This is a genomic window from Sphingobium amiense, assembly GCF_003967075.1.
Taxonomy (GTDB): domain Bacteria; phylum Pseudomonadota; class Alphaproteobacteria; order Sphingomonadales; family Sphingomonadaceae; genus Sphingobium; species Sphingobium amiense.
Genome location: NZ_AP018664.1, coordinates 661,134 through 686,034, shown reverse-complemented (window position 1 = coordinate 686,034; position 24,901 = coordinate 661,134). Strand labels below are relative to the sequence as shown.

Genomic DNA, 24,901 nt, shown 5'->3' with positions numbered 1-24,901 from the left:
GGTTCGACTTGGAGCAGGAAAGCGAGTAGGCCCATCACCATGTCAAATCCGCAAACGCCCCTGCTCGACACCGTCCGGACGCCCGATGACCTGCGCAAGCTGAAACCCGAACAACTGCGCCAACTGGCCGACGAACTGCGGGCCGAAACCATCGCGGCGGTGGGCGTGACGGGCGGCCATCTGGGATCGGGCCTCGGCGTCGTGGAACTGACCACGGCGATCCATTATGTGTTCGACACGCCGCACGACAAGCTGATCTGGGACGTGGGGCATCAATGCTATCCGCACAAGATCCTGACCGGGCGGCGCGACCGGATTCGCACGCTGCGGCAGGGCGGCGGCCTTTCGGGCTTCACGAAGCGGGCCGAGAGCGAATATGACCCCTTTGGCGCGGCGCACAGTTCGACCTCGATCAGCGCGGCGCTGGGCTTCGCCGTCGCCAACAAGGTGCAGGACAAGCCGGGCAAGGCGATTGCGGTCATCGGCGACGGCGCGATGTCGGCGGGCATGGCCTATGAAGCGATGAACAACGCGCGCGAGGCAGGCAACCGGCTGGTCGTCATCCTGAACGACAACGACATGTCGATCGCGCCGCCGGTCGGCGGCCTGTCCGCCTATCTCGCCCGCCTCGTTTCGAGCCGCGAGTTCCTGAGCCTGCGCGATCTGGCCAAGCGGCTGGCGCGCAAACTGCCCCGCCCGCTGCACAAGGCGGCGAAGAAGACCGACGAATATGCCCGCGGCATGGCGACCGGCGGGACATTGTTCGAGGAACTGGGCTTCTATTATGTCGGCCCCATCGACGGCCATAATCTCGACCATCTGATCCCGGTGCTGGAAAATGTCCGCGATGCGGCCGAAGGCCCGTGCCTGATCCATGTCGTGACGCAGAAGGGCAAGGGCTATGCCCCGGCCGAGGCGGCGGCCGACAAATATCATGGCGTGCAGAAATTCGACGTCATCACCGGCACACAGGCGAAGGCGCCCCCCGGACCGCCGAGCTACACCAATGTGTTCGCGCAGGCGCTGATCGCCGAAGCGGAGCGCGATCCGAAGGTCTGCGCCATTACCGCCGCGATGCCGTCCGGCACCGGCCTCGACAGGTTCGCGCAGGCCTTTCCGCGCCGGACGTTCGACGTGGGCATCGCCGAACAGCATGCCGTCACCTTCGCGGCTGGCCTAGCGGCGCAGGGGATGCGCCCCTTCTGCGCCATCTATTCGACCTTCCTCCAGCGCGCTTACGATCAGGTGGTGCATGACGTGGCGATCCAGAATCTGCCCGTGCGCTTCGCCATCGACCGGGCTGGCCTCGTCGGCGCGGACGGATCGACCCATGCGGGCAGCTTCGACGTCACCTACCTCGCCAGCCTGCCGAACTTCGTCGTAATGGCGGCGGCGGACGAAGCGGAACTGGTGCATATGGTCCACACCTGCGCCGTTCATGACAGCAGCCCCATCGCGGTGCGCTATCCGCGCGGCAACGGCACCGGCGTCGCCATGCCCGCCGTTCCGGAAGCGCTGGAAATCGGCAGGGGCCGCGTGGTGCGCGAAGGGCGGCAGGTCGCCATCCTGTCGCTCGGCACCCGGCTGGAGGAGGCGATGAAGGCCGCCGAAGCGCTGGAAGCCAAGGGGTTATCCACCACCGTTGCCGATCTGCGCTTCGCCAAGCCGCTCGACGAAGCGCTGATCCGCCGCCTGCTGACGAGCCATGAAGTCGCCGTCACTATCGAAGAAGGCGCGATCGGCGGCATGGGCGCGCATGTACTGACGATGGCGAGCGACCTGGGCCTGATCGACAACGGCCTCAAGCTGCGCACCATGCGCCTGCCCGATGTGTTTCAGGATCAGGACAAGCCCGAAAAACAATATGCCGATGCGCGGCTGGACGCGGACGCCATTGTCGATACCGTGCTGACGGCGTTACGGCACAACAGCGTCGGCGCAGAAGCGCGGGCCTGACGCGCGGCGCGAGGGGCGACGCCCCTCGCCTCACTCGACCTTATTGCTGGGGAACGGCGGCGCGGGCGTTCTGCCCGTCGCCTTCCGGCGCGGCGATGATGTCGCGCGTGGTCGCGCCCTTGTCCACAACCTGCGTGCCCGGATCGCCCGCCTGCGAGCGGATGCCCGCAGCGGCGTTGGCGCGACCGGCGGCGCTCAGCGTCGCGGATTCCGCAGCGCTGCGCTGGGCCGGGCCGCCGAACATCGCCTGCATCGCTTCCGTGCGCGAATCGACCGAGGCGGCAGCGGGCGTGCCCGGTGCGGGGGGCACGAGCGCGAAATCGGGCGGGATCACCAGCGGCGCCGCGCGCGAGACGGCGAATTCGTCGGGGCGGTCACGGTTGAACAGCCCGCCGCCGCCACCGCAGGCCGACAGAGATGCAACAAGGCCGGCGGCAAGGATCAGATTACGCTTCACTTCAAAGTCTCCGTCTTTGCGCCCTTGTCGCGCAGCAGCAGCGCCCGTGCAAGCAGGATCAGCACGCCGATGGTGATGGCGGCGTCCGCCAGGTTGAAAATGAGGAAAGGCCGCCATTCGCCGAAATGCAGGTCGGCATAGTCGATGACATAGCCGAGCCGCATCCGGTCGATGATGTTGCCGATGGCGCCACCCAGCACGAGGCCGAGCGCGGCGACATCCTGCCGCGCGCGTTCCCGCCACATCCACACGGCGACGAACCCGGCGATCAGCACGGTCATGCCGACCAGCGCCCAGCGCATCACATCGGTGTCGGCGTGGAAGAAGCCCATCGACACGCCCCGGTTTTCCAGCCAGCGCAGGCGGAAGATGGGCAGGATGTCGATCCCCTCATCCCCCCGGCTTTGCAGCGCGAGCGGATAGGTGACGGTGTATTTGACAAGTTGGTCGAGCGCCAGCGTCACGATGGAGACGGTGAGGCCAAGCGGGCGGTGATTGATCGGGGCGGCCATCGGATCAGCCCTTCAGCACGCTGTCGCACCGGTCGCACAGCGCGCCGTCCTGCGTGATTTCGGGCAGCAGGCGCCAGCAGCGGCCGCATTTGTGCCAGTCGCTCGGTTTGACGACGATACCGTCGCCGACGCCCATTTCGACCCGCGCCACGATGGCGACTTCGGCGAAGTTCACACCGTCGCTGGGCAGCAATTCGCCCATGGTGACGTCGGCTTCCAGGCTGGATCGGATCAGCTTTTCGCGGCGGTAGGGCTCGATCGCTTCATTCACCTGCTCGCGCTGATAGCGGAGTTCGGTCCATTTGTCGTCGAGATGGGTGTCGATCCAGCGGGGGTCGACTTCGGGCCATTCGAGGAAATGGACGCTATCTTCGCTATTTGGGAATCGGCTTTGCCACACTTCCTCAGCGGTGAAGGGAATGATCGGCGCGACGTAGCGGACAAGCGCGTGGAACAGCGTGTCGAGCAGCGTGCGATAGGCGCGGCGCTTGGGATCGCTCTTCGCGTCGCAGTAGAGGCAATCCTTGCGGATGTCGAAGAAGAAGGCGCTGAGGTCGCTGTTGGCGAAATCGAAGATCGCGCGGGTATAGCGGCTGAATTCCAGCCAGCTTTCGCTGCCCTTCTCCTTGTCCACCACGGCGCGCAGTTCCGCGTCGAGCTGCGCAAGGCGGTGGAGCATGTAGCGCTCCAGCTCGGGCATCTCCGCGTAGGAGACCGCTTCGACCTCTTCATCATAGTCGGAAAGAGCACCCAGCATATATCGGAAAGTATTGCGCAATTTCCGGTAGGCGTCGGACGATCCGGCGAGCACTTCCTTGCCGATGCGCACATCGTCGAAATAGTCGGTGCTGGCGACCCAGACGCGCAAAATGTCCGCGCCGCTTTCGCCCATGATCTTGAGCGGATCGACCACATTGCCAAGGCTCTTGGACATTTTCTTGCCCGATCCGTCGAGCGCGAAGCCGTGGGTCAGGACGGCCTTGTAGGGCGCCTGGCCCCGCGTGCCGCAGCTTTCGAGCAGCGAGGACTGGAACCAGCCGCGATGCTGGTCCGACCCTTCGATATAGAGGTCCGCGCGGGTGCCTTCGCCATAGCGCCCCTCGACCACGAAGCTGTGGGTCGAGCCGGAATCGAACCAGACGTCGAGAATGTCGTTGACGACTTCATAGTCGGCAAGGTCGTAATCGGGGCCGAGCAGGCTTGCATGATCCGCGCCGAACCATGCGTCAGCGCCGCCCGCCCTGAACGCCTCGACGATGCGGGCATTGACAGCAGGATCAACGAGATAGTCGCCGCTCTTGCGATGGACATAGAGCGCGATCGGGACGCCCCATGCGCGCTGGCGGGAGATCACCCAGTCCGGGCGGCCCTCCACCATCGAGCGGATGCGGTTGGTCGAACGCTCCGGCACCCAGCGGGTGTGGGCGATGGCGTCGAGCGCGACTTCGCGCAGGGTAGGACCGTTGGAGGCGATGAGGGGCGTGGGCATGACGCCGCCGTCCATATCGGTAATGGCTCCCTGCTGCGGTTGATCCATGGGGATGAACCATTGCGGGGTGCAGCGGTAGATGATCTTCGCCTTCGACCGCCAGCTATGCGGATAGCTGTGCTTGAAATCGTCCGACGCGGCGAGCAGCGCGCCCGCTTCGCGAAGGTCGGTGCAGATCGGGCCGTCCTTGCTGACGAACTTCGGGTTGATGACGCTCCCCTGCCCGCCCAGCCACGCCCAGTCGGCGCGATATTTGCCGTCGCCCTCGACCGCGAAGACGGGGTTGATGCCGTTCGCCTTGCACAGCGCGAAGTCGTCCTCACCATGGTCGGGCGCCATGTGGACGAGGCCGGTGCCCGCATCGGTCGTGACAAAATCGCCGGGGAGGAAGGGGCGTGGCTTGGCGAAGAAGGCGAGTTGGCGCTCCCGGTCGTCACCCCGGACTTGATCCGGGGTCTCGCTGCCTTGGACGGGGTCGGAAGAAGAAGCGGGATCCCGGCTTTCGCCGGGATGACGGAGGAGGTTGAAGATCGGGTGGCGGGCTACGGCTCCAGCGAGTTGATGGCCTTTGACTACCTCCCACTCGCTCTCATGGAGCGACAGAAGGCCCGGATTTTCTCTCTCACAGCGCTTTAAAAACTCATCGGCCAACGGCTTAGCCACGAGATAGGTCTCTACCGTACCGCCATTTGGAATCAGGACGTAATCAATGTCCGGCCCGTAGGCCAGCGCTTGGTTGACTGGGATGGTCCACGGCGTCGTAGTCCAGATTACTGCATATGTTTTAAGATGACTCTGCTTCAGCAGAGTCTGAAGTGCAGGCGCGTTCGGGGCTTCCACGATCTCGAACGCCACGTCGATCTGGGTTGAGGTCACATCCTCATACTCGACTTCCGCCTCGGCCAGTGCCGTCTTCTCCACCGGCGACCACATGACGGGCTTCGCCCCGCGATAGAGCTGGCCGCTTTCCGCGAATTTCAGCAGTTCGCCGACGATGGTCGCCTCGGCATCGAACTTCATGGTGAGATAGGGGTCTTCCCAGTCGCCCATGATGCCGAGCCGCTTGAACTGCTCGCGCTGCACATCGACCCACTTGTCGGCATAGGCGCGGCATTGCGCGCGGAACTCGGACGGGGGCACCTCGTCCTTGTTCAGCTTCTTCTTGCGATATTCCTCCTCGATCTTCCATTCGATCGGCAGGCCGTGACAGTCCCAGCCGGGCACATAGGGCGCGTCCTTGCCGAGCAGGGATTGCGAGCGGACGATGATGTCCTTCAGCACCTTGTTCATCGCATGGCCCATATGGATGTCGCCATTGGCGTAGGGCGGGCCGTCATGCAGGATGAAGCGTTCGCGCCCCGCGCGCTTCTCGCGCAGCTTGCCGTAAAGATCCATCGCCTCCCACTGCGCGGCGATTGCCGGCTCCTTCTGCGCGAGGCCCGCCTTCATCGGAAAGTCGGTCTGGGGCAGGAAGACGGTGGACTTATAGTCTTCGGTTTTCTGGCTGGGCTGATCGGTCATAAGGCTCGCGCGGTTTCGCTTTGTGCGGAATATCGCGCGGCATTAGGCGACGAAGGGCGTTCCCGCAAGGATTTGCCGTGCCTCCACGCAGTCGCGCTCGATGCCCGCCATCAGCGCGTCGAGGCCGTCATATTTCAGCTCGGCATGAAGATAGCGGATGATCTGCACTTCGACCGCCACGTCGTAAAGGCTTTCGGAGAAGTCGAAGAAATGCGGCTCCAGCAGTTCCTTGGGCGGATCGAAGCTGGGGCGGATGCCGAGATTGGCCGCACCGTCGAGCACGCGCCCGTCAGGCAGCAGGCCGCGCACCGCATAGATGCCGTAGGCGGGCCGGAGATACGGTCCCATGTCGATATTGGCGGTCGGGAAACCGATGGTGCGGCCCAGCTTGTCGCCATGCTGGACCGTGCCCGCGATGGTGAAGGGCCGCGTCAGCAGCCGGGCGGCGGTGTCGCAGTCGCCTGCCTTGAGCGCGTCGCGGATGCGGCTGGACGATATGACGCCTTCGCTGTCGCACACGGGCGCGACGGGTTCGGCGGGCAGTCCAAGCGCCGCGAAGCTGTCGACCGTGCCGCTACGCCCGCGTCCGAAGGTGAAGTCCTCCCCCGACACTACGGCCGCCACGCCCAGATGATCGCGCAGCATGGCGACATATTGGGCGGGGTCCAGCGCGGCGAGTTCGGCGGTGAAGTCGAACACCAGCATCGCGTCGGCTCCGGCGGCAGCGAAGAGCGCCTGCCGCTGGTCGAGCGAAGTGAGGCGGAAGGGCGCGGCGTCGGGCCGGAACAGGCGCATGGGGTGTGGGTCGAACGTCGCGACGATGGCGGGGCGCCCTTCCGCACGGGCGCGCGCGATGGCCCGGCCTACGACCGCCTGATGCCCGGCGTGAAAGCCGTCGAAATTGCCGAGCGCCATCACGCTCCCGCGCAGGGCAGCGGGCATCGGGGCGCTGCTGGAAAGCCGCTCCATGGCGCGGCCTATAGGAGGCACGGTGAAGCGTGGCAATTCACGCTTTGCGCTCCAGCGTCACGAAGCTGTAGGCGGGGCGGCCGTCCTGCGCGGGATGATCGGCGCGGGCGGTTTCGCGCCACTGCGACGGATCGGGACGGGCGATGGCGGCGTCTCCGTCCGCATCGACATGCACTTCGGTCAGTTCGATGCGGTGGGCGAGCGGCAGGAACAGGCGATAGATTTCCGCGCCGCCGATCACCATCACAGGCGACGCATCGGCGATACGCAGGGCGTCTTCGAGGGTGTGCGCCACCTCCGCCCCCTCGCCGCGCCAGCCCTTGTCGCGGGTCAGGACGATGTGGCGGCGCCCGGGCAGGAGTCCGGGCAGGCTGTCGAAGGTCTTGCGGCCCATGACCATGGGATGCCCCGCCGTCACCGCCTTGAAATGTTTGAGATCCGCGGGCAGTCGCCACGGAAGATCGCCGTCCCTGCCGATCACGCCATTGTCGGCGCGCGCGAGGACGAGGACGATCTCGATCACAGGCCGAGGCGGGTCACATGCCCCATCTTGCGGCCGGGGCGCGCTTCATGCTTGCCGTAGAGGTGGAGATGGTTGGCCGGGTCGGCGAGGATCGCGGGCCACTCGCCTGCCTGATCGCCGATCAGGTTCCGCATGTAAACGCGCGGCGCGGCGAGGCCGGTGTCGCCCAGCGGCAGGCCGCAGATCGCGCGAACGTGATTTTCGAACTGGTTCGTCACCGCGCCTTCGATGGTCCAGTGGCCGCTATTATGGACGCGCGGGGCCATTTCGTTGAAGATCGGGCCTTCGGCGCTGGCGAAGAATTCGCAGGTAAGGACGCCGACATAGCCGAGCGCGTCAGCGACCTTCCGGGCCAGCGCCCGCGCCTGTTTGACCTGCGCCGCAATCGCCGGGCCGGCGGGGATAGTGGAAGTCGACAGGATGCCATCGACATGGACGTTGGCGGAGGAATCCCAGAAGCGCACTTCGCCATCCGCACCACGCGCGAGGATCACGGAAAACTCTTCGGCGAAGGTGACGAAGCCTTCGAGGATGGCGCTCTGCCGACCGATGGCGTTCCATGCGCCGACCGCGTCGCCCGGCTCGGACAGGCGGGCCTGCCCCTTGCCGTCATAGCCCATGCGGTTGGTCTTGAGGATCGCGCGGCTGCCGATGGCGTCGATCGCGTTTTCGAGATCGTCGAGGCTTTCGACCGGCGCGAAGGGCGCGGTCAGGCCGCCCAGATCGCAAACGAAGCGCTTCTCGGCAAGCCGGTCCTGCGCGACGCGCAACGCCTGCGCGCCGGGGCGGACGAGACCGTGATGCGCCAGCGTCTCGACGGCGGAAGGGTCGATATTCTCAAATTCGTAGGTGACGACATCGACGCTGTCCGCGAAGGCCGCGAGCGCCGCTGCGTCCTCATAGGCGGCGCGAGTCCAGCGCGGCGACACATCGGCGGCGGGGCCGCTTTCTTCCGGCGCGAAGATATGGGTGCGATAGCCCAGTTGCGCCGCCGCCATGGCGATCATCCGGCCAAGCTGGCCGCCGCCGAGAATGCCGATGGTCGAACCGGGCGGGATCTTCGTCATGCGTGCTTCTCAGTCCTCGACCGTCTCAGCGACGGCGTCGGTCTGGCGCGCGCGCCATGCGTCGAGCCGGTCCGCCAGCGCAAGGTCGTTCGTCGCAAGGATCGCCGCGGCCATCAGGCCCGCGTTGATCGCGCCGGGCTTGCCGATGGCGAGCGTGCCGACCGGAATGCCGCCCGGCATCTGGACGATGGACAGGAGCGAATCCATGCCGCTGAGCGCTTTCGATTCCACGGGAACGCCCAGCACCGGCAGGCGCGTCATGGATGCGGTCATGCCGGGGAGATGCGCCGCGCCGCCAGCGCCCGCGATGATGACCTTGAGACCCCGCGCCGCCGCGCCGGTCGCATAATCGTAGAGGCGCTGGGGCGTGCGGTGCGCGGACACGACCCTGCACTCATGCGGCACGCCCAGCGCTTCGAGCGTTTCGGCGGCGTGGCGCATCGTTTCCCAGTCGGACCGGGACCCCATGATGATGCCGACCGTGACTGCCTCGCTCATGCCTTTTCCCCTGTCAGGCGGCCCAGAAAGCCAAGCCCCTTAGCGGCGGGACCGCCGGGGAGCAATGTGCTTTGCGGGGCAGCCGTTGCCGTTCCTCAGCGCTCCGACAGATAATAGCGGTCCTTGGCCGACAGGTCGTCCGCCAGATCGTAGACGATGGGCTGGCCGGTCGGGATCTCCAGTTCGGTGATCTCGTCGTCCGGGATGTTAGACAGATGCTTGACCAGCGCGCGGAGCGAGTTGCCATGCGCGGAAATGACGACGCGCTTGCCTGCCTTCAGATCCGGCGCGATCTTCGCCTCCCAATAGGGCAGCACGCGGGCGATCGTGTCCTTGAGGCTTTCGGTCGAGGGAATGGCGATGCCGTCATAGCGGCGGTCCTTCGTCAGGTCGAACTCGCCGCCCGGCTCCAGCACCGGCGGCGGAATGTCGAAGCTGCGCCGCCACACCTTCACCTGATCGTCGCCATGCTTTGCCGCCGTCTCCGCCTTGTTAAGGCCGGTGAGGCCGCCATAATGGCGTTCGTTCAAACGCCAGTCCTTTTCGACCGGAAGCCACAGCCGGCCCATTTCCTCCAGCGCCAGATTGAGCGTCTTGATCGCGCGCGTCTGGAAGCTGGTATAGCACTGGTCGAAATCCAGCCCCTTTTCCGCCATCAGGCGGCCCGCCGCCCGCGCTTCCTCCACGCCCTTGTCGGTCAGGTCCACGTCCCACCAGCCGGTGAAACGGTTTTCCAGATTCCAGGCGGACTGGCCATGGCGGATGAGGACGAGTGTGGGCATGAGGCGCGTCTCCTGCACGATAGCGGCAAATGATGCGCATCCCATAGCGAGCAAAATCGCGCGCGCAAGCTTGTCGCCCGCATGGGCCGCCCCACATTGCAGTCGAACAAGGCTTGCGATAGCCAGAAGCGGCCTGACTTTTTGAAGGACTGAACATTTGGCTTTTGTGAAGGGCGCCTGGCGCATCCTGGTCGCGATCAAGGACGGACTTGTGCTCCTGTTCCTGCTGCTGTTTTTCGGTGCGCTTTACACCGCCCTCTCCTATTCGCCCAAGCCCGCCCAGACGGTGCAGGCAGGCGCATTGCTGCTCGACCTCGACGGCAGCATCGTCGAGCAGCCGACCGAGATCAGCGCGTCGCAACTTTTGAGCGGATCGGGAAACGAGGCGCGCGAATATCGGCTGTCCGACATCGTCACCGCGCTCGATGCCGCAAAAGGCGACGCGAAGGTGAAGGCGGTGGTGCTCAACCTCGACGGCTTTACCGGCGGCGGGCAGGTCGCGCTGGCGCGCGTGGGCAAGGCGCTGGACGCGGTGCGCGCGGCGAAGAAGCCGGTACTCGCCTTCGCAACGCTCTACACCGACGACAGCTATCAACTGGCGGCGCATGCGAGCGAGGTTTGGGGCGATCCGCTGGGCGGCGTCGCGATCATGGGGCGCGGCGGCTCTAACCTCTATTACAAGGGGCTGATCGACAAGCTGGGCGTCAACACCCATGTCTATCGCGTCGGCACCTACAAGAGCTTCGTGGAGCCGTTCGTCCGCGCCGACCAGTCCCCCGAAGCCAAGCAGGCGAACCAGGCGCTCGCCAATGCGCTGTGGGAGGATTGGCAGCAGGATGTGGCCAAGGCGCGGCCCAGGGCGAAGATCGCATCCTACGCCGCCGATCCGCTGGCGGCGGCGCAGGCGAGCGGCGGCGACATGGCCAAGGCCGCACTGGCGGCGGGCCTGGTCGACAAATTAGGCGATGAAAGCGCTTTCGGCGCGCGCGCGGCTTCGCTCGCGGGAGAGGCTGCCGCGAACAAGGCGGGCGACTTCGCGACCATCGACCTTGCCGCCTATGTCAAGGCGCGCAAGCCCGCCAATAACGGGCAGATCGGCGTGCTCACCGTGGCGGGAGACATCGTCGATGGCGAAGCCGGGCCGGGAACGGCGGCGGGCGACACGATTTCCGACCTGCTTCTGACGGCATTGAGCGAGCGGAACCTCAAGGCGCTGGTGGTGCGGGTAGACTCGCCGGGCGGATCGGTCATGGCGTCGGAGAAGATCCGCAGCGCGATACTACAGGCGAAGGCGCAGGGGCTGCCGGTCGTGGTGTCGATGGGCAATGTCGCGGCGAGCGGCGGCTACTGGGTATCGACGCCAGCCGACCTGATCTTCGCCGAGCCGGATACGATCACCGGCTCCATCGGGGTGTTCGGCATCATCCCGAGCTTTGAGGGAACGCTGGCAAAGATGGGGATCACGACGGACGGCGTGCGCACCACGCCCCTGTCGGGCCAGCCCGATGTCGCTGGCGGAACGACGCCGGAGTTCGACCGGATCATGCAACTGGGCGTCGAGGATATTTACCGCCGCTTCGTCGGCCTCGTCGCGCAGTCGCGCCGCAAGACGCCGCAGGCCATCGACGCCATCGCGCAGGGGCGCGTGTGGGACGGCGGCACGGCGCGGCAACTGGGCCTCGTCGACCGCTTCGGCGGCCTGGACGACGCCATCGCCGAAGCCGCGCGCCGAGCGAAGGTCGATCCCGCGACCGCCCGCCCCTATTATATCGAGAAGCAGCCCGACAAATGGGCGCAGTGGCTGGAGTCGCTGGCCAATTACGATCGCGAGGATGCGCGCGCGCCCCGCGACATGCTGGCGCGGCAGGCGTGGGTGCAGCGGCAGTGGGCGGTGCAGGCGGTCGCGGACGTGAAGGCGCTGGTGACGGGCGCGGGCGTGCGGGCCGACTGCCTGGAATGCCGGGGCTATGGCGCGCCGCGTGCGGGCGGCAACGAGCGAGGGGTGATGGCGACCATTGCAGCGCTCTGGCGCTGAATCGAAAACGAGGGCGGCCGACGCCACCCCCGTCTCTGCCCTGCTCAGGTGAGGATCAGGCCGCCTGCGTGCGCCAGCCGTCGGCATAGGCATCGCGCGCCACTTCCGAATAGGGCGCGGGCGACACGATCGCCTTGATTTCGGTCTGGACGTGCGGTTCGACCGTGGGCTTCGTGGTGCCGCCGTCCGGCTCGCCCCACAGTAGCGTCACTTCGGTGCCGGGTTCGGCGACCGATTCGTCTACCATCGCCAGTGCCAGCATCCGCCCGGCGTTGACGGTATAGCCGATCCAGGTGGAGAGGCCCACGGGCTTTCCGTCCTTCAGCACCGTGTCATAGGGGTGCATGGCGTAGACGGCGCTCGGAAATTCGATGAACTTCGCCTTGTCACTGCCCTGCGTCAGCATCGAACTCATGACACGGACGACATCGGCATTGTCGAGCGCCAGAGTCACCTTGCGGCGGTGCGGCTGGTCCTTCATCTTCTCCAGCGCCTCGCGGCCGATGAACTCATGGTCGAACTTGACCATGATGCCGTAACCCAGATCCCACGGGGTCAGGTAATAATCCTCGATATTGCCGGACACGAAGCTGCCGCCGAGCGACGTCATGCCCTCATAGGATTTCGCGCCCAGCCATTCCCTGAAAGCGCGCGTGCCTTCGCCGGTGTAGACGGCAGGCAGCGGCGAAGGAATCCAGCCCGACTCCAGCGTATTGGAGCTGTAGGTGCGGCCGCCGACCAGCGTCAGCCCATCGTCCTTGCCCGCTTCGATCAGCGCGTTGCGGACGGTGTCATAATCCTTCCACGGGCCGAACAGTTCGTAGCCCGGCTGACCTGCCATGCCGTGACGCAGGGCGCGCACCTTCGCACCGGCGATTTCGATTTCGGCCATGTGGAAGAATTTGAGATCGGGCGGCGTCTGGCCCATCGCCTTTTCGAGGATCGGCATGGCGTTGGGCCCCTGCAACTGGAAGCGATAGTTGCGGCGATAGCCCTTTTCCGCTTCGGGGCGGGCGGCGGTGCGCTCGTCGCGCTCGACCGTGACGTTCCACTTGCCACTTGCGGCATGAAATTCGACCCATTCGATAGAAGGCGCGCGACCGACGAGTTCGAATTTATTCTCTTCCAGATAGAAGAGGATGACGTCGCCGATGACATAGCCTTCGGGCGTGACCGGCGCGAACTGCTTGGCGCGGTTGGGGACGAAGCCCTTGAAGCTGTTGGGCGCGAGATAGGCGAGCATGTCGAACGCGTCGGGACCAGTCACGAGCAGATCGACCATGTGATAGCTCTGGTTGAACAGAACCGCGGTTTCCGCCCACGCCCGCTGCTCGTCGCGCCAGTTGGAATATTCCGCCGGAACGCCGGGATAGGCATTCGGCCCGGTCTGCTGGTTGCGCAGAAATTCGACGATGTCGCCCTTTTCGTCGAGCAACTGTTGCAGGGTCTTGCCACTCATTCAAACTCTCCTTTGGGATAGAAAAGGCATGGATCGGGTCATTGCGCCGGCGCCGCCAGCCATTGCGCCAGCACCGCGCTGAAGGCTTCGGGCTGTTCCGCGGGCATCATGTGCCCCGCGCCTTCGACGATGCGAAGCTGCGCGCCGGGGATGGCGGCGGCGATCTCCTCATGCTGGGAGACGGGCGACCAGAGATCTTCGCGTCCGACAATGGCATAGGTCGGGCAGCGGATTGTGGGGAGAAGACCGGACAGGTCGGGGCGGTGAAGCAGCGCCTCGACCTGCGCCCGGAACACCGCAAGCCCGCTGCTCACAGCCATGGCGTGAAGCCGCGCGATCAGGGCCGGGTCGCGCAGCGCGCCCTCCCCCACCATAGGCGGCAGCCATTCGTCGACGAGCGCGATCATGCCTTCGCGGCAGCCTTTCTCGTAAAGGGCGTAGCGCTTTTCACGCTCACCGGCCCGGACTGTATGAATGCCCGTGTCCACCAGCGCGAGCCGTTCCACCCGCTCGGGCGCACGGCGGACGATTTCCAGAGCCACGCGCGCGCCCATGGAATGACCGATCAGCGCGATCCGTTCGGGCAGGCGCGCAAGCGCATATTCCGCCATCGCCTCGATACGGTCGCAGCCTGCGTAGAAGCCGTCGATGACAACCGCGCCGGGCAAGCGCTCGAGCACGGCGGCGAACATGCGCGAATCGCACATCAGCCCCGGCAGAATCGCTGGAACGGCATCCCTCACAAGCATATTTTCTCATTCATGAAATTTCATCTATACGAATTAATTCCACCGGGCTAGGGGTAAAAGCATCGGCGTCGGCAGATAATGGCCCTGACGACCGGCCGCCCGCACAGGAGAGAATGATGTCGGCATCCATGATCCATCCCAATTGGGAGCGGCCGCCCGTGCACATGATGGACGGCTATTCGCTGGAGATTACGGCTAAGGATGTCGATGCGCTGGCGCAGGCGTCGGCGGCCATCCTGCCCGAGACACCGGTCGCGATCACGTTCCTGCCCGGCGAGACGCTGGAGGCCCGCGTTGATGCCGCGCGGCAGGTGCGCGCTCTGGGTTTCGAGCCGATGCCGCATTTTTCGGCGCGGCGTCTGGTTTCCGGCGACGATTTCGAAACCTATCTGGCGACGGTAGTGCGCGAAGCGGGCGTCACGCGCAGCTTCGTCATCGCCGGCGATCCCGCCGAAGCCGCCGGTCCCTATTCCGACAGCATGGCGCTGATCCGCACGGGCGCGTTCGAACGCGCGGGCATCAGGGCGGTCGGCATCGGCGGCCATCCCGAAGGCCATCCCAACATGACGGCAGAGCAGACGTTCGAGGTGCTGGTCGCCAAGTGCCGCGAGATCGAGGATCGGGGCATGGCGCCGCTGATCGTCACGCAGTTCAGCTTCGATGCGCAGCCGGTGCTCGACTGGCTGCTTCTGTTGCGCGCGCGCGGGATCGACGCGCCCGTCAGGATCGGCGTTCCGGGACCGGCGGGCATCAAGACACTGATGCGCTTTGCGGCCCGATGCGGCGTGGGCGCTTCGGCGGCGGTGCTGGGCAAATATGGCATCTCGATCACGAAATTGCTGGGCACGGCAACGCCGGACCGGCTGGTCGATGCGCTTGCCAAGGGGCTTGGTCCCGACCATGGCAAGGTCCGGCTGCATTTTTACCCGTTCGGCGGCATCGCGAAGACCGTCGAGTGGATCAACGATTACAGCGCGCGCCAGTGACCGGCAGCGCGAACAGCGGAGGAGCGACGTGACCCAATATTGCACCCTGACCCTGCAATGCGCCGACCGTCCCGGCCTTGTCGCGGATGTCGCCGGACTCCTCGCGCAGCAGGGCGGCAACATCACCGATGCACAGCAGTTCAACGACCGCTTTACCGACCGCTTCTTCATGCGGATCGAGTTCGCGATCGCCGATGAAAAGGTCGAGTCGTTCCGCGACGCCTTCGCCCCGCTGGCGGAACTGCGCGGCATGGAGTGGGCGCTGCGGCTCAGGAGCGAGCGGCAGAAGGTGCTGCTGTTCGTGTCGAAATTCGACCATTGCCTCGGCGACCTGCTCTATCGCTGGCGGATCGGGGAAATCGCGATGGACGTGGTGGGCATCGTGTCCAACCATCCCAGATCGGTGCTGACCACATCGCTGATCGACGACGTGCCCTATCACCATCTGCCCGTCACAAAAGACAGCAAGGCGGAGCAGGAAGCGCAGATCAAGGCGCTGGTCGAGGAAAGCGGCGCGGATCTGGTCGTGCTGGCCCGCTATATGCAGATCCTGTCGGACGATCTTGCGGGATTTCTGTCGGGCCGCTGCATCAATATCCATCACAGCTTCCTGCCCGGCTTCAAGGGCGCCAAGCCCTATCACCAGGCCTATGATCGCGGCGTCAAGATGATCGGCGCGACGGCCCATTATGTGACCGCCGACCTCGACGAAGGGCCGATCATCCATCAGGATGTAGAAGCCATCAACCATGGCGATACCCCCGACGATCTGGTGCGCAAGGGGCGCGACATCGAACGCCGCGTGCTTGCGACGGCGGTGCAGCATCATCTGCAGGGCCGGGTGTTCCTGAACGGCGCGCGCACGGTCGTCTTCCGGGCCTGATCGGTGTCGGGCATTAAGGTGAAGGTGCGCGACCTGCCGTTGCTGGCGGACATCGGCATCAATCCGGACGAGATCGGGCGGCGCCAGCCGCTCGTCGTCACGGTCGAACTGAGCCTCGTCCCCGGCAGCGTCGAGGGCATAGCCGACACGGTCGATTATCGCCGGATCGCGCAGGCGGCCGAGGATCTGGCGGCCGTCCATATCCCGCTGATCGAAACCTTCGCGCAGCGTCTGGGCGCATTATGCCTGCAATTCCCCCGCGTCGTCGAAGCGCGGGTCGCCATCGACAAACCATTCGCACTTACACGCGGCCTTGCCGGGGTGGAGGTGACGGTGAGGCGAGGTGATGCGGCTTCCGAAGAATAGTTTGCGCGGAGGAGGGAGATCGCGCCCCCGCAAATCAGCGGCCCGATCCATTTATGAAGCGAAAATGAAGATTATGATCCGCGACTGTCTTCAGACTTAAATCTAACTGTCTTCATAGCGCCATATCAGCCGGCCCGACGAACACCGACTCGTTCCAGAGGGGCCAATTACCGCTATGTTTGACCGTATTACCAAGGCAACCCTGCTCGCCAGCGCGGCTCTTGTCGCGATGAACGCGCCTGTCGCCATCGGGCAGGATCAGGCGCCGCAGACGTCCACCGCTGCCGATGCCGACATGGGCCTTGGCGAAATCGTCGTCACCGCGACGAAGCGCGAAACCAATCTTCAGGAAACGCCGATCGCGATGGCGGTTCTGGGCACCGAGGCGCTGAAAGACCGCCACGTCCAGAGCCTCTACGATCTGGCAGACGGCTCCGTCCCGTCGCTGCGCATCGCCACGTTCGAGGCGCGGCAGAGCGCTCTCACCATCGGCATTCGCGGCATCGTACCGCTCGACGCCAACCAGCCCGCGCGCGAACAGGGCGTCGGCATCTATGTCGATGGCGTCTATCTCGGCCGCCAGCACGGCCTCAACGCCGCGCTGTTCGACGTGGAGCGCGTCGAGGTTCTGAAAGGGCCGCAGGGAACGCTGTTCGGCCGCAACACCGAAGGCGGCGCTCTCAGCATCGTCAGCAAGGCGCCGTCCGGCGAATGGGGCGGACGCCTCGACGCGGGCATCGGCAATTACGGCGCGCGCACCGGCAGCTTCCACATCAACCTGCCGAAAACCGCCGGGTTCAGCATCAAGCTGGACGGCGTGATCCAGCATCAGGACGAAACCACCAAGAACCCGCTCGCGGGACAGGTCGGCTGGAACTATTATAACCGCAAAGGCCTGCGCGCCGCGGTTCGCTGGGAACCGACCAGCAGCATCACCAACGATTTCAGCTACGATGTCGCGAAGGACGAAAATACGCCCTTCTACAGCCAGTTGCTGAACTATAACCCCAACAACTGCGTCGCCGGTCCGGTCGCCAACTCGCCGCGCTGCCAGTTGCCGGGCATCAACTACACCACGCTTAGCGGCACCGTGCGGCCCGTCCTCCCCGGCGTGGTCATCAACGGCGACACGCGCATGAAAACCGCCGACATCGGCGTGCCGCAGCAGGTCAGCACCGACAAGACGCACGGCTTCACCAACAATCTGCGCTGGACCGTGTCACCCGAGATCGAACTGCGCTCCATCACCGCGTGGCGCGGCGTCGATGTCGAACAGTGGGACAATTCAGGCGGCGCGCACCGTCCGCCGATCGTCAACCTGACCGCATCCTGCACGCAGGCCGCCCCGTGCGGGTTCAGCCGCTATAGCCTCGCGGGTCTGCGCCAGCGCCAGTTCACGCAGGAACTGCAGGCGGTCGGCTCGGTCGGCTCGGTCGATTATGTCGCTGGCCTCTTCTACTTCAACGAGCATGTCAGCGACGACGCGTCCACTCCGAACTCGAATGGCGTCTACCTCAACGGGCAGGGCCAGCCGGTTTACGTGACCCTCGATCCCTGCCGCGGCTCGGGCGGTTTCGGTTCGATCCGGGGCTGCCGCTCGATCGACCGCGCGTCCGAAGTCTGGTCCAAGAGCTATGCCGCCTACGGCCAGCTCACCTGGAACGCTACGTCCCAGCTCCACTTCACGGTCGGCGCGCGTTACACGCAGGACAAGAAGCGTGGCGTGCTGCATTTCTTCCGCAACGTGAACTACGACCTTCCCGCAAACGCCGCGATCGTGGCCGGCAATGGCTATAAGCCGCTGGATGAGAAGTGGAACCGCTTCAACCCGATGGCGACGATCGCCTATGACGTGACCAACGACGTTCATGTCTATGCGAAATATGCGACCGGCTATCGCGCAGGCGGCGCGAGTTCGCGCACGGCCAATTATGAGGCGTTCGATCCTGAAGACGTGAAATCCTACGAAGCGGGCCTGAAGGCCGACTTCTGGGATCGTCGCGCCCGGTTCAACCTCGCAGCCTATATGATGGACCGCAAGGACAGCCAGATCGACATCAGCTTCATCCAGTTCGCGGGCGGCTCCAGCGTCAATGTGCTGCGCACGATCAATGCGGGCGGAACGACCAAGATCCGCGGCATCGAAGCCGACCTGACGGTGCAGCCGGTGGACGGCCTGACGCTGAACGCCTCCTATGCCTACACCTATACCAAAATCCCGCTGGTGCCGATCACCTTCACTGCCGGGGGCGTGACCTCACAGCCCTACCTCCAGCAGTTCTACATCCCCTTCACGCCGCGTAACGCGGCGAGCGGGTCGGTCGATTACAGCCTGCCCATCGGCGGCGACGCCGCCGTCAAGTTCCACGTCGATGCGAACTATGCGCAGGCGACACAGGCTTTCGACCAGTTCGAAACCAAGGCTGACGCGTCCTTCCTGGTGAATGGCCGCATCTCCTTCGCCGATCTGGACGTGGGATATGGCCGCAAGCTGACCCTGAGCGTCTGGGGCCGCAACCTGTTCGACAAGCAATATGTGTTCCGCCGCGATCCGTCGAACAGCCTGCCCGCCGCGCCGACGACCAACATCACGACCGGAAACATCGGCAACGTGCTGGGCGACTACGGCAACTTCAACGCGCCGCGCACTTTCGGTGCCGAAGCCAGCATCCGCTTCTGAACGCAAGCACCTGACGCGGAAAAACCGGTGCGGCCCCCTCGCCGCGCCGGTTTTTTCATGGAATGGAGACGTCACGCCCGCAGCGTGTAGCCGATGCCGCGCCGGGTGCTGATAGGATCATCGCCGCGCTCCATCAGTTTCACGCGCAGATTGCGGATATGCGCCTCGATGACATTGGCAGCGGGCACGACGCTCAGTCCCCATATTTTTTCGATCAGCATGGGCCGGGTGACGACCGATCCCGCATTGCGCGCCAGTTCCAGCAGCAGCCTGAATTCCATTTGCGACAGGTTGAGCGGATCGCCGCCGCGCCAGGCCTGCATTCTCGACGGGCTGACGACGATGTCCCCGGCGCTGACGGTATCGGCAGGACTTGCCGACATGCGGCGCGCCCGCACCAGTGCATTGATCCGCGCGTTCAGCTCCAGAGGATCGACCGGTTTGACGACATAGTCGTCCGCCCCGGCCTCCAGCCCCTCCACTTTGTCATAGACGCGGCCCATCGCGGTCAGCATGAGGACAGGAACCGTCACTCCCGCGTCCCGGAGCTTACGCACCACGGTGATCCCGTCCATCACGGGCATCTTCCAGTCGAGAATCACGACATCGAACGCCCGGCGGCCCAGCAGTTCCAGCGCAGCGCCCCCGTCATCGGCGGTTTCGACCTCGTGCCCGAAATCGGAGAGCTGCCGGACCAACTGCCCCTGCAACAGGCGATCATCTTCGGCAACGAGGATATGGAAGGTCATTGGGCATTGTCCGACGCTGGTCTGTCAGCTTTCGATCCTAGCCGGACATAGCGTCGTTGGCGATGGAGCCGCGCGCATGTTTGCGCTATCATGGACGCGGCGGCGCGGCAGCTTGTGGAAATCGCTTGCAACAGGGCGGAGGGTTGCGCTCTGCTCAAGGCGATAACTGCACGCATGCAGAAATGTCGGGGATGGGAGGCAATCGGTGAGTCTGGCAAGCGAATCCTGGGCTGTGCTGGCGGATCTGCTGGGACCGCACGGCCCGGTCGTCAATGGCGTCCGCGCCTATACGCCGTCCGATTTCAGCGTCCATTTCTTCCTCCAGATTGCGGTCATCATCGGCGTCTGCCGCCTTGTCGGATGGCTGGGGCAGCGCTTCCTGAAGCAGCCGCAGGTGGTCGGGGAGATGATCGCCGGCGTATTGCTCGGGCCGTCGCTGCTTGGCCTGTTCTTTCCCGAATTCCAGAATGCGCTGTTTCCCAAAGAAACACGCAATATCCTCTATGTCGGCGCGCAACTGGGTGTCGGCCTTTATATGTTCATCGTCGGCCTGACCCTGCGCCTCGATCATTTCCAGTCGAAGGCGCGCAGCGCCGCAATGGTGTCGGCAGCAGGCATCCTCGCCCCATTTCTCTTCGCGGTGCTCATCACGCCGACACTCCTCACGGTGCCCGGCCTCTTCGCGCCCGGCATCAGCAACGGCAACGCGACCCTGTTCATGGGCGCATGCATCGCGCTGACCGCCTTTCCCATGCTGGCGCGCATCATCAATGAAAATGGTCTGGCCCATTCGTCGCTGGGCACGCTGACCCTGACGGCGGGCGCGTTCGACGACGCCGCTTCCTGGTGCGTGCTGGCTCTGGTGCTCGCCGCGTTCGGGGCCGGACCTGGCGTGGCGGTGATCGCGATCGGCGGTGCCGTGCTCTATGCGGCGTTCATGCTGCTGCTGGGCCGGCGGCTGCTGGCGCCGCTCGGCCGCGCGGTGGAGCGGCGCGGCAGCATGAGCATGCAGGTGCTGGCGATCACCATAGCGCTGTTCTGCCTGTCCGCGTTCCTGATGGACGCCATCGGCATCCACGCGATCTTCGGCGGTTTCCTGATCGGTGTCTGCATGCCGCGCGGCCTGTTCGTGGAGCAGATCAAGGAGAAGGTCGAACCCATCGCCGTCGTGCTGCTCCTGCCGATGTTCTTCACCTATTCCGGGCTGAACACGCGGCTCGACATGGTCAATTCGCTCGACCTGCTGTTGCTGGCGCTCGGCATATTGGCCGTTTCGATCATGGCGAAATTCGGAGCATGCTATGCCGCCGCGCGGATTGCGGGAGAAGATAACCGCACGGCGCTGGGCATCGGCGCGCTGATGAACTCGCGCGGCCTGATGGAACTCATCATCATCAACATCGGCTTGCAGAAGGGCATCATCCAGCCTGCGCTCTTTTCGATGCTGGTGCTGATGGCCGTCATCACGACCGTGATGGCGACGCCGCTGTTCGAGGCCGTCTATGGCCGCAGGGCGCGGGCGTCAGGCCTGCTGGAGCCAGTAGACCCCACGCTGGCGCGGGCGGGCTAGACGCAGGCGGCGGGCAGGTCGAGCCGGGCGATGGCCCCCTGCTGCGGTCCGGGAAGCAGCGCAAAACGTCCGCCAAGCTGACTGGCGAGCGCGCTCGCGATCCGCAGGCCGAGCGATGGCCCCGCTTCGATTTCGAAATCGGACGCGACGCCCCTGCCATCGTCGGAAATTTCGAGCGACAGCCCCTCCCCCGACTGTTCGAGCTGCACATGAATGCGGCCGGAGGTGTCGGGCAGCCCATGCTCCATCGCGTTGCTGACCGCTTCTGCCACCACAAGCGCGAGCGGCATGGTGATGTTGGGGTCCAGCATGAGGCCATCGGGCGCGCTGACCGAGATATGGACATCCTCACGCCCGGACGCCGCCAGAAGATCCTCCGTCAGCATCACGAGGAAGGCGCGCATGTCATTGCCGGCGCCCGAAGGATCGTAGAGCGCGCGGCTGATCCGGCCGATCAGGGCGAGCCGTGACGAGGCGTCGTCCAGCGCGCGTCGTGCCGCATCATGGTCGATATGACGCCGCTGCAAACCCAGCATCGCAGCGGCTACCTGAAGATTGTTCGACACGCGATGCTGAAGTTCGCGGAAGAGCAGCTCGCGATTGTCGGCGAGCGCGCGGCTCCGTTCGCGCTCCACCGCCAGATTATAATTTGCCCGCTGCATGAAATGGATGAGCGTGATGTCGATGACGACGACGCCCGTGTAGAAAAGCATCGCGACGGCGACCGCCGGGTTGAAAACCAGATCGCGATAGGGCGGGATAAAAAAATACCAGGAAAGCATGCCGCATGAAATGGCGGCGAACATTCCGGGGCGAACGCCGAACAGGAAGGACGCGAGAATCACGGCGGGGAAGAAGGTGACGAACGGATAGCCGGTCGGCAGAAGCGGCTTGGCCGCGAACCGCAGCGCCATCGCCCCGACGCAGAAAAGCGCCGTGAACACATAGGCATAGACCGGCCTGTCAAGGACAAGCGGCAGCCGTTCCACGAACCGCTCGTTATTGCGCTGCATGATATTCCCCGACAGTCTGTCGTTACCCTAGCAGAACTTTCGCCTCTTGCCTTGATCGAGGTTTATAAGCCGGTCGGTGCCAAAGCAATATGGGGCGCCCGGTTAACCGGACGCCCCATATTTCGGTCATTTCATCCCGATGGCGCGCGGAGACGCCGACCGGTCAGTCTTGGGTCAGGAAGTCAGGCAGACCGGCGCTGGAACCATCGTCATCGCCGCCCTTCCCGCCTTCGCTACGCGGGCCGCGATCCCGGCGGGGACCGCGGTCACCGCCACGACCACCACGGTCGCCGCCGTCACGGCGCGGGCCACGGCCCCGATCGCCACGATCACCCCGGTCGCCGCGCGGTTCGCGCGGTTCGCGGGCGGGACGGGTGTCTTCCAGTTCCTCGCCGGTTTCCTGATCGACGACGCGCATGGACAGGCGAACCTTGCCGCGCGGGTCGATTTCGAGAACCTTGACCTTCACTTCCTGGCCTTCTGACACGACGTCGGTCGGCTTTTCGACGCGCTCGTTACGCATTTCGGAGACGTGGACGAGACCGTCCTTGCCGCCCATGAAGTTCACGAATGCGCCGAAGTCGACGATGTTGACCACCTTGCCGGTGTAGACCTTGCCGACTTCCGCTTCCTCGACGATGCCGAGAATCCACTTCTTGGCGGCTTCGATCTGGGCGGTGTCGGAAGAGCTGATCTTGATGATCCCTTCGTCGTCGATGTCGACCTTCGCGCCGGTTTCCGCCACGATCTCGCGAATGACCTTGCCGCCCGTGCCGATGACGTCGCGGATCTTGGACTTGTCGATCTGGATCGTCTCGATGCGCGGGGCGTGCGCCGACAGTTCGGTGCGGGTCGAGGACAGGGCTTTGCTCATCTCACCCAGAATGTGCGCGCGGCCTTCCTTCGCCTGACGCAGCGCGACCTCGAAGATTTCCTGCGTGATGCCGGCGACCTTGATGTCCATCTGCATGGTGGTGATGCCCGCTTCCGTGCCCGCCACCTTGAAGTCCATGTCGCCGAGGTGATCCTCGTCACCCAGAATATCGCTGATGACGGCGAAATCCTTGCCTTCCAGGATCAGGCCCATGGCGATGCCGGACACAGGACGCTTCAGCGGGACGCCCGCGTCCATCATCGAGAGCGAACCGCCGCAGACGGTCGCCATCGAGGAGGAGCCGTTGGACTCGGTGATGTCGGACAGGACGCGGATCGTATAGGGGAACTCGTCCTTGCTCGGCAGCACGGGGTGCAGCGCACGCCACGCCAGCTTGCCATGGCCGACTTCGCGACGGCCCGGCGCGCCGAAGCGGCCCACTTCACCGACCGAGTAGGGCGGGAAGTTGTAGTGCAGCATGAAGTTTTCATAGTGCAGGCCGGTGAGGCCGTCGATCATCTGCTCCGCATCCTTGGTGCCGAGCGTGGTGGTGCAGATCGCCTGCGTTTCACCGCGGGTGAACAGCGCCGAACCGTGGGTGCGCGGCAGGAAGCCGACCATCGCCTCGATCGGGCGGATCTGGGTGGTGGTGCGGCCGTCGATGCGCTTGCCTTCCTTGAGGATGGCGGTGCGGACGATTTCGGCTTCCAGCTTCTTGGTGAGCTTGATGCCCGCCATCACGGTCTGCGCGTCGAGGCCGTCAGCCGCGAACTGGGCCTTCGCCTTGGCGCGGGCTTCGTTGAGCGCGTTCGAACGGGCGGACTTGTCGGTCAGCTTGTAGGCGGCCGCAATGTCCTTGCCGATCAGCTTGGTCAGCTTCTTCTTGAGATCGCCGAGATCGTCGCCCTTGGCGATGTCCCACGGATCTTTCGCGGCCTGCTCGGCGAGGTCGATGATCGCATTGGCGATCTTTTTGCTCGCTTCATGCGCGAAGAGGACGGCGCCGAGCATGACGTCTTCCGAAAGCTCCTTGGCTTCGGATTCGACCATCATCACGGCGTCGTGCGTGGCGGCGACGACGAGGTCGAGTTCGCCGGTCTTCACTTCGTCGAGCGAGGGGTTGAGCTGATATTCGCCGTCCTTGTAGCCGACGCGCGCTGCGCCGATGGGACCAAGGAAGGGCACGCCCGACAGGGTCAGCGCGGCCGATGCAGCGATCATCGCCACAATGTCAGGCTCGCTTTCACCATCGAAGCTCAGAACCTGAGCAATAACGTTGATTTCGTTATAGAAACCTTCGGGGAAGAGCGGGCGGATCGGGCGGTCGATCAGGCGGGAAACCAGCGTTTCCTTTTCCGTCGCGCCGCGTTCACGCTTGAAGAAGCCGCCGGGGATACGGCCGGCAGCGGAATATTTTTCCTGATAGTGGACGGTCAGCGGGAAGAAATCCTGCCCTTCCTTCACCGACTTGGCGGCGGTCACGGCGCACAGCACCACCGTCTCGCCATAGGTCGCCAGCACGGCGGCGTCGGCCTGACGCGCAATGCGACCGGTTTCGAGAGTCAGGGTCTTTCCTGCCAGCTCGATCGAAACTTTCTTTACATCAAACATGCTTGTTCCTTCGCCCGCCACGGCCCTATTGCCCGGCGGGGCCTCATCTGCGGGCTAACCGGCCCGCTGCGGTGTGGGGCATCCTGTGGCCCCTTGAACGAAACGGGTCGCCGAATTGCGCCCGCCCCGGAATCGGAAACGGCCCCGCTTGG

20 protein-coding genes are annotated in these 24,901 nt (G+C 64.8%); 7 read left to right on the top strand and 13 right to left on the bottom strand.

The window, feature by feature from the left end:
• Positions 1 to 39: 39 nt before the first annotated feature.
• Complete coding sequence (dxs, locus tag SAMIE_RS03195; protein WP_066702844.1) at positions 40 to 1,956, top strand: 1-deoxy-D-xylulose-5-phosphate synthase; 1,917 nt, start codon at positions 40 to 42, stop codon at positions 1,954 to 1,956.
• A 40-nt stretch (positions 1,957 to 1,996) separates the two neighbouring features.
• On the opposite strand, the gene SAMIE_RS03190 is transcribed toward dxs, so the two are convergent.
• From SAMIE_RS03190 to gpmA, 8 genes are all read right to left on the bottom strand, one after another.
• On the bottom strand, positions 1,997 to 2,413 hold the full coding sequence (locus SAMIE_RS03190) for a DUF3035 domain-containing protein (protein WP_066702847.1): 417 nt from the start codon (positions 2,411 to 2,413) through the stop codon (positions 1,997 to 1,999).
• Complete coding sequence (gene lspA, locus SAMIE_RS03185; protein WP_066702848.1) at positions 2,410 to 2,925, bottom strand: signal peptidase II; 516 nt, start codon at positions 2,923 to 2,925, stop codon at positions 2,410 to 2,412. Before lspA ends, SAMIE_RS03190 begins: the two co-directional genes overlap by 4 nt.
• A gap of 4 nt (positions 2,926 to 2,929) precedes the next feature.
• Positions 2,930 to 5,935, bottom strand: a complete 3,006-nt coding sequence (gene ileS / locus SAMIE_RS03180) for an isoleucine--tRNA ligase (protein ID WP_066702851.1) — start codon at positions 5,933 to 5,935, stop codon at positions 2,930 to 2,932.
• 42 nt (positions 5,936 to 5,977) lie between these two features.
• Complete coding sequence (gene ribF / locus SAMIE_RS03175; RefSeq protein WP_066702853.1) at positions 5,978 to 6,904, bottom strand: riboflavin biosynthesis protein RibF; 927 nt, start codon at positions 6,902 to 6,904, stop codon at positions 5,978 to 5,980.
• Between the two features lie 37 nt (positions 6,905 to 6,941).
• A complete protein-coding gene (locus SAMIE_RS03170; RefSeq protein ID WP_066702855.1) occupies positions 6,942 to 7,427 on the bottom strand; it encodes a dihydrofolate reductase in 486 nt (161 codons plus the stop codon).
• Entirely contained in the window at positions 7,424 to 8,494 is a 1,071-nt protein-coding gene (locus SAMIE_RS03165) for a 5-(carboxyamino)imidazole ribonucleotide synthase (RefSeq protein ID WP_066702857.1), read from the bottom strand. Before SAMIE_RS03165 ends, SAMIE_RS03170 begins: the two co-directional genes overlap by 4 nt.
• Positions 8,495 to 8,503: 9 nt before the next feature.
• On the bottom strand, positions 8,504 to 8,992 hold the full coding sequence (gene purE, locus SAMIE_RS03160) for a 5-(carboxyamino)imidazole ribonucleotide mutase (protein ID WP_066702860.1): 489 nt from the start codon (positions 8,990 to 8,992) through the stop codon (positions 8,504 to 8,506).
• 95 nt (positions 8,993 to 9,087) lie between these two features.
• Positions 9,088 to 9,774: a 2,3-diphosphoglycerate-dependent phosphoglycerate mutase gene (gene gpmA / locus SAMIE_RS03155; RefSeq protein WP_066702900.1), complete on the bottom strand. Its 687-nt coding sequence runs from the start codon at positions 9,772 to 9,774 to the stop codon at positions 9,088 to 9,090.
• A gap of 157 nt (positions 9,775 to 9,931) precedes the next feature.
• Between gpmA and sppA the strand changes: the two genes are divergently transcribed.
• Positions 9,932 to 11,809: a signal peptide peptidase SppA gene (sppA, locus tag SAMIE_RS03150; protein WP_066702864.1), complete on the top strand. Its 1,878-nt coding sequence runs from the start codon at positions 9,932 to 9,934 to the stop codon at positions 11,807 to 11,809.
• Positions 11,810 to 11,864: 55 nt separating this feature from the next.
• Here sppA and desA read toward each other — a convergent pair whose 3' ends face one another.
• Together desA and SAMIE_RS03140 are read right to left on the bottom strand one after the other, a co-directional pair.
• Positions 11,865 to 13,268 carry a syringate O-demethylase gene (gene desA / locus SAMIE_RS03145; protein WP_066702866.1) on the bottom strand — a complete coding sequence of 468 codons (1,404 nt, stop codon included), beginning with the start codon at positions 13,266 to 13,268 and terminating at the stop codon, positions 11,865 to 11,867.
• A 38-nt stretch (positions 13,269 to 13,306) separates the two neighbouring features.
• A complete protein-coding gene (locus SAMIE_RS03140; RefSeq protein ID WP_066702869.1) occupies positions 13,307 to 14,017 on the bottom strand; it encodes an alpha/beta fold hydrolase in 711 nt (236 codons plus the stop codon).
• Positions 14,018 to 14,133: 116 nt separating this feature from the next.
• On the opposite strand from SAMIE_RS03140, the gene SAMIE_RS03135 reads away from it, so the two are divergent.
• From SAMIE_RS03135 to SAMIE_RS03120, 4 genes are all read left to right on the top strand, one after another.
• Positions 14,134 to 15,003 (top strand): methylenetetrahydrofolate reductase, encoded by an 870-nt coding sequence (locus tag SAMIE_RS03135; protein WP_066702904.1) that lies wholly within the window; start codon positions 14,134 to 14,136, stop codon positions 15,001 to 15,003.
• Between the two features lie 28 nt (positions 15,004 to 15,031).
• Positions 15,032 to 15,886 (top strand): formyltetrahydrofolate deformylase, encoded by an 855-nt coding sequence (gene purU, locus SAMIE_RS03130; RefSeq protein WP_066702872.1) that lies wholly within the window; start codon positions 15,032 to 15,034, stop codon positions 15,884 to 15,886.
• A 3-nt stretch (positions 15,887 to 15,889) separates the two neighbouring features.
• Positions 15,890 to 16,252: a dihydroneopterin aldolase gene (locus SAMIE_RS03125; protein ID WP_066702874.1), complete on the top strand. Its 363-nt coding sequence runs from the start codon at positions 15,890 to 15,892 to the stop codon at positions 16,250 to 16,252.
• Between the two features lie 175 nt (positions 16,253 to 16,427).
• Positions 16,428 to 18,932 carry a TonB-dependent receptor gene (locus SAMIE_RS03120; protein WP_066702878.1) on the top strand — a complete coding sequence of 835 codons (2,505 nt, stop codon included), beginning with the start codon at positions 16,428 to 16,430 and terminating at the stop codon, positions 18,930 to 18,932.
• Between the two features lie 71 nt (positions 18,933 to 19,003).
• Here the strand turns inward: SAMIE_RS03120 and SAMIE_RS03115 are convergent, their stop codons facing one another.
• Positions 19,004 to 19,681 carry a response regulator transcription factor gene (locus SAMIE_RS03115; protein ID WP_066702881.1) on the bottom strand — a complete coding sequence of 226 codons (678 nt, stop codon included), beginning with the start codon at positions 19,679 to 19,681 and terminating at the stop codon, positions 19,004 to 19,006.
• Between the two features lie 205 nt (positions 19,682 to 19,886).
• On the opposite strand from SAMIE_RS03115, the gene SAMIE_RS03110 reads away from it, so the two are divergent.
• The gene (locus SAMIE_RS03110) at positions 19,887 to 21,251 is read left to right on the top strand and encodes a cation:proton antiporter (RefSeq protein ID WP_066702885.1); all 1,365 of its coding nucleotides are present in this window, start codon (positions 19,887 to 19,889) and stop codon (positions 21,249 to 21,251) included.
• Here the strand turns inward: SAMIE_RS03110 and SAMIE_RS03105 are convergent.
• Complete coding sequence (locus tag SAMIE_RS03105; RefSeq protein ID WP_066702888.1) at positions 21,248 to 22,264, bottom strand: sensor histidine kinase; 1,017 nt, start codon at positions 22,262 to 22,264, stop codon at positions 21,248 to 21,250. The two genes, SAMIE_RS03110 and SAMIE_RS03105, sit on opposite strands and share 4 nt — an antisense overlap.
• Positions 22,265 to 22,427: 163 nt before the next feature.
• Positions 22,428 to 24,749, bottom strand: coding sequence for a polyribonucleotide nucleotidyltransferase (gene pnp / locus SAMIE_RS03100; protein WP_066702890.1), 2,322 nt, complete (start codon positions 24,747 to 24,749; stop codon positions 22,428 to 22,430).
• Between the last annotated feature and the right edge of the window lie 152 nt (positions 24,750 to 24,901).

What these genes read in the sequence shown, in the direction of transcription:
- SAMIE_RS03165 (WP_066702857.1), bottom strand. Translation starts at nt 8,494, where the DNA reads ATGACGAAGATCCCGCCCGGTTCGACCATCGGCATTCTCGGCGGCGGC.
- pnp (WP_066702890.1), bottom strand. Translation starts at nt 24,749, where the DNA reads ATGTTTGATGTAAAGAAAGTTTCGATCGAGCTGGCAGGAAAGACCCTG.
- lspA (WP_066702848.1), bottom strand. Translation starts at nt 2,925, where the DNA reads ATGGCCGCCCCGATCAATCACCGCCCGCTTGGCCTCACCGTCTCCATC.
- SAMIE_RS03105 (WP_066702888.1), bottom strand. Translation starts at nt 22,264, where the DNA reads ATGCAGCGCAATAACGAGCGGTTCGTGGAACGGCTGCCGCTTGTCCTT.
- SAMIE_RS03140 (WP_066702869.1), bottom strand. Translation starts at nt 14,017, where the DNA reads ATGCTTGTGAGGGATGCCGTTCCAGCGATTCTGCCGGGGCTGATGTGC.
- dxs (WP_066702844.1), top strand. Translation starts at nt 40, where the DNA reads ATGTCAAATCCGCAAACGCCCCTGCTCGACACCGTCCGGACGCCCGAT.
- SAMIE_RS03120 (WP_066702878.1), top strand. Translation starts at nt 16,428, where the DNA reads ATGTTTGACCGTATTACCAAGGCAACCCTGCTCGCCAGCGCGGCTCTT.
- gpmA (WP_066702900.1), bottom strand. Translation starts at nt 9,774, where the DNA reads ATGCCCACACTCGTCCTCATCCGCCATGGCCAGTCCGCCTGGAATCTG.
- purE (WP_066702860.1), bottom strand. Translation starts at nt 8,992, where the DNA reads ATGAGCGAGGCAGTCACGGTCGGCATCATCATGGGGTCCCGGTCCGAC.
- desA (WP_066702866.1), bottom strand. Translation starts at nt 13,268, where the DNA reads ATGAGTGGCAAGACCCTGCAACAGTTGCTCGACGAAAAGGGCGACATC.
- ribF (WP_066702853.1), bottom strand. Translation starts at nt 6,904, where the DNA reads ATGGAGCGGCTTTCCAGCAGCGCCCCGATGCCCGCTGCCCTGCGCGGG.
- SAMIE_RS03115 (WP_066702881.1), bottom strand. Translation starts at nt 19,681, where the DNA reads ATGACCTTCCATATCCTCGTTGCCGAAGATGATCGCCTGTTGCAGGGG.
- SAMIE_RS03135 (WP_066702904.1), top strand. Translation starts at nt 14,134, where the DNA reads ATGTCGGCATCCATGATCCATCCCAATTGGGAGCGGCCGCCCGTGCAC.
- ileS (WP_066702851.1), bottom strand. Translation starts at nt 5,935, where the DNA reads ATGACCGATCAGCCCAGCCAGAAAACCGAAGACTATAAGTCCACCGTC.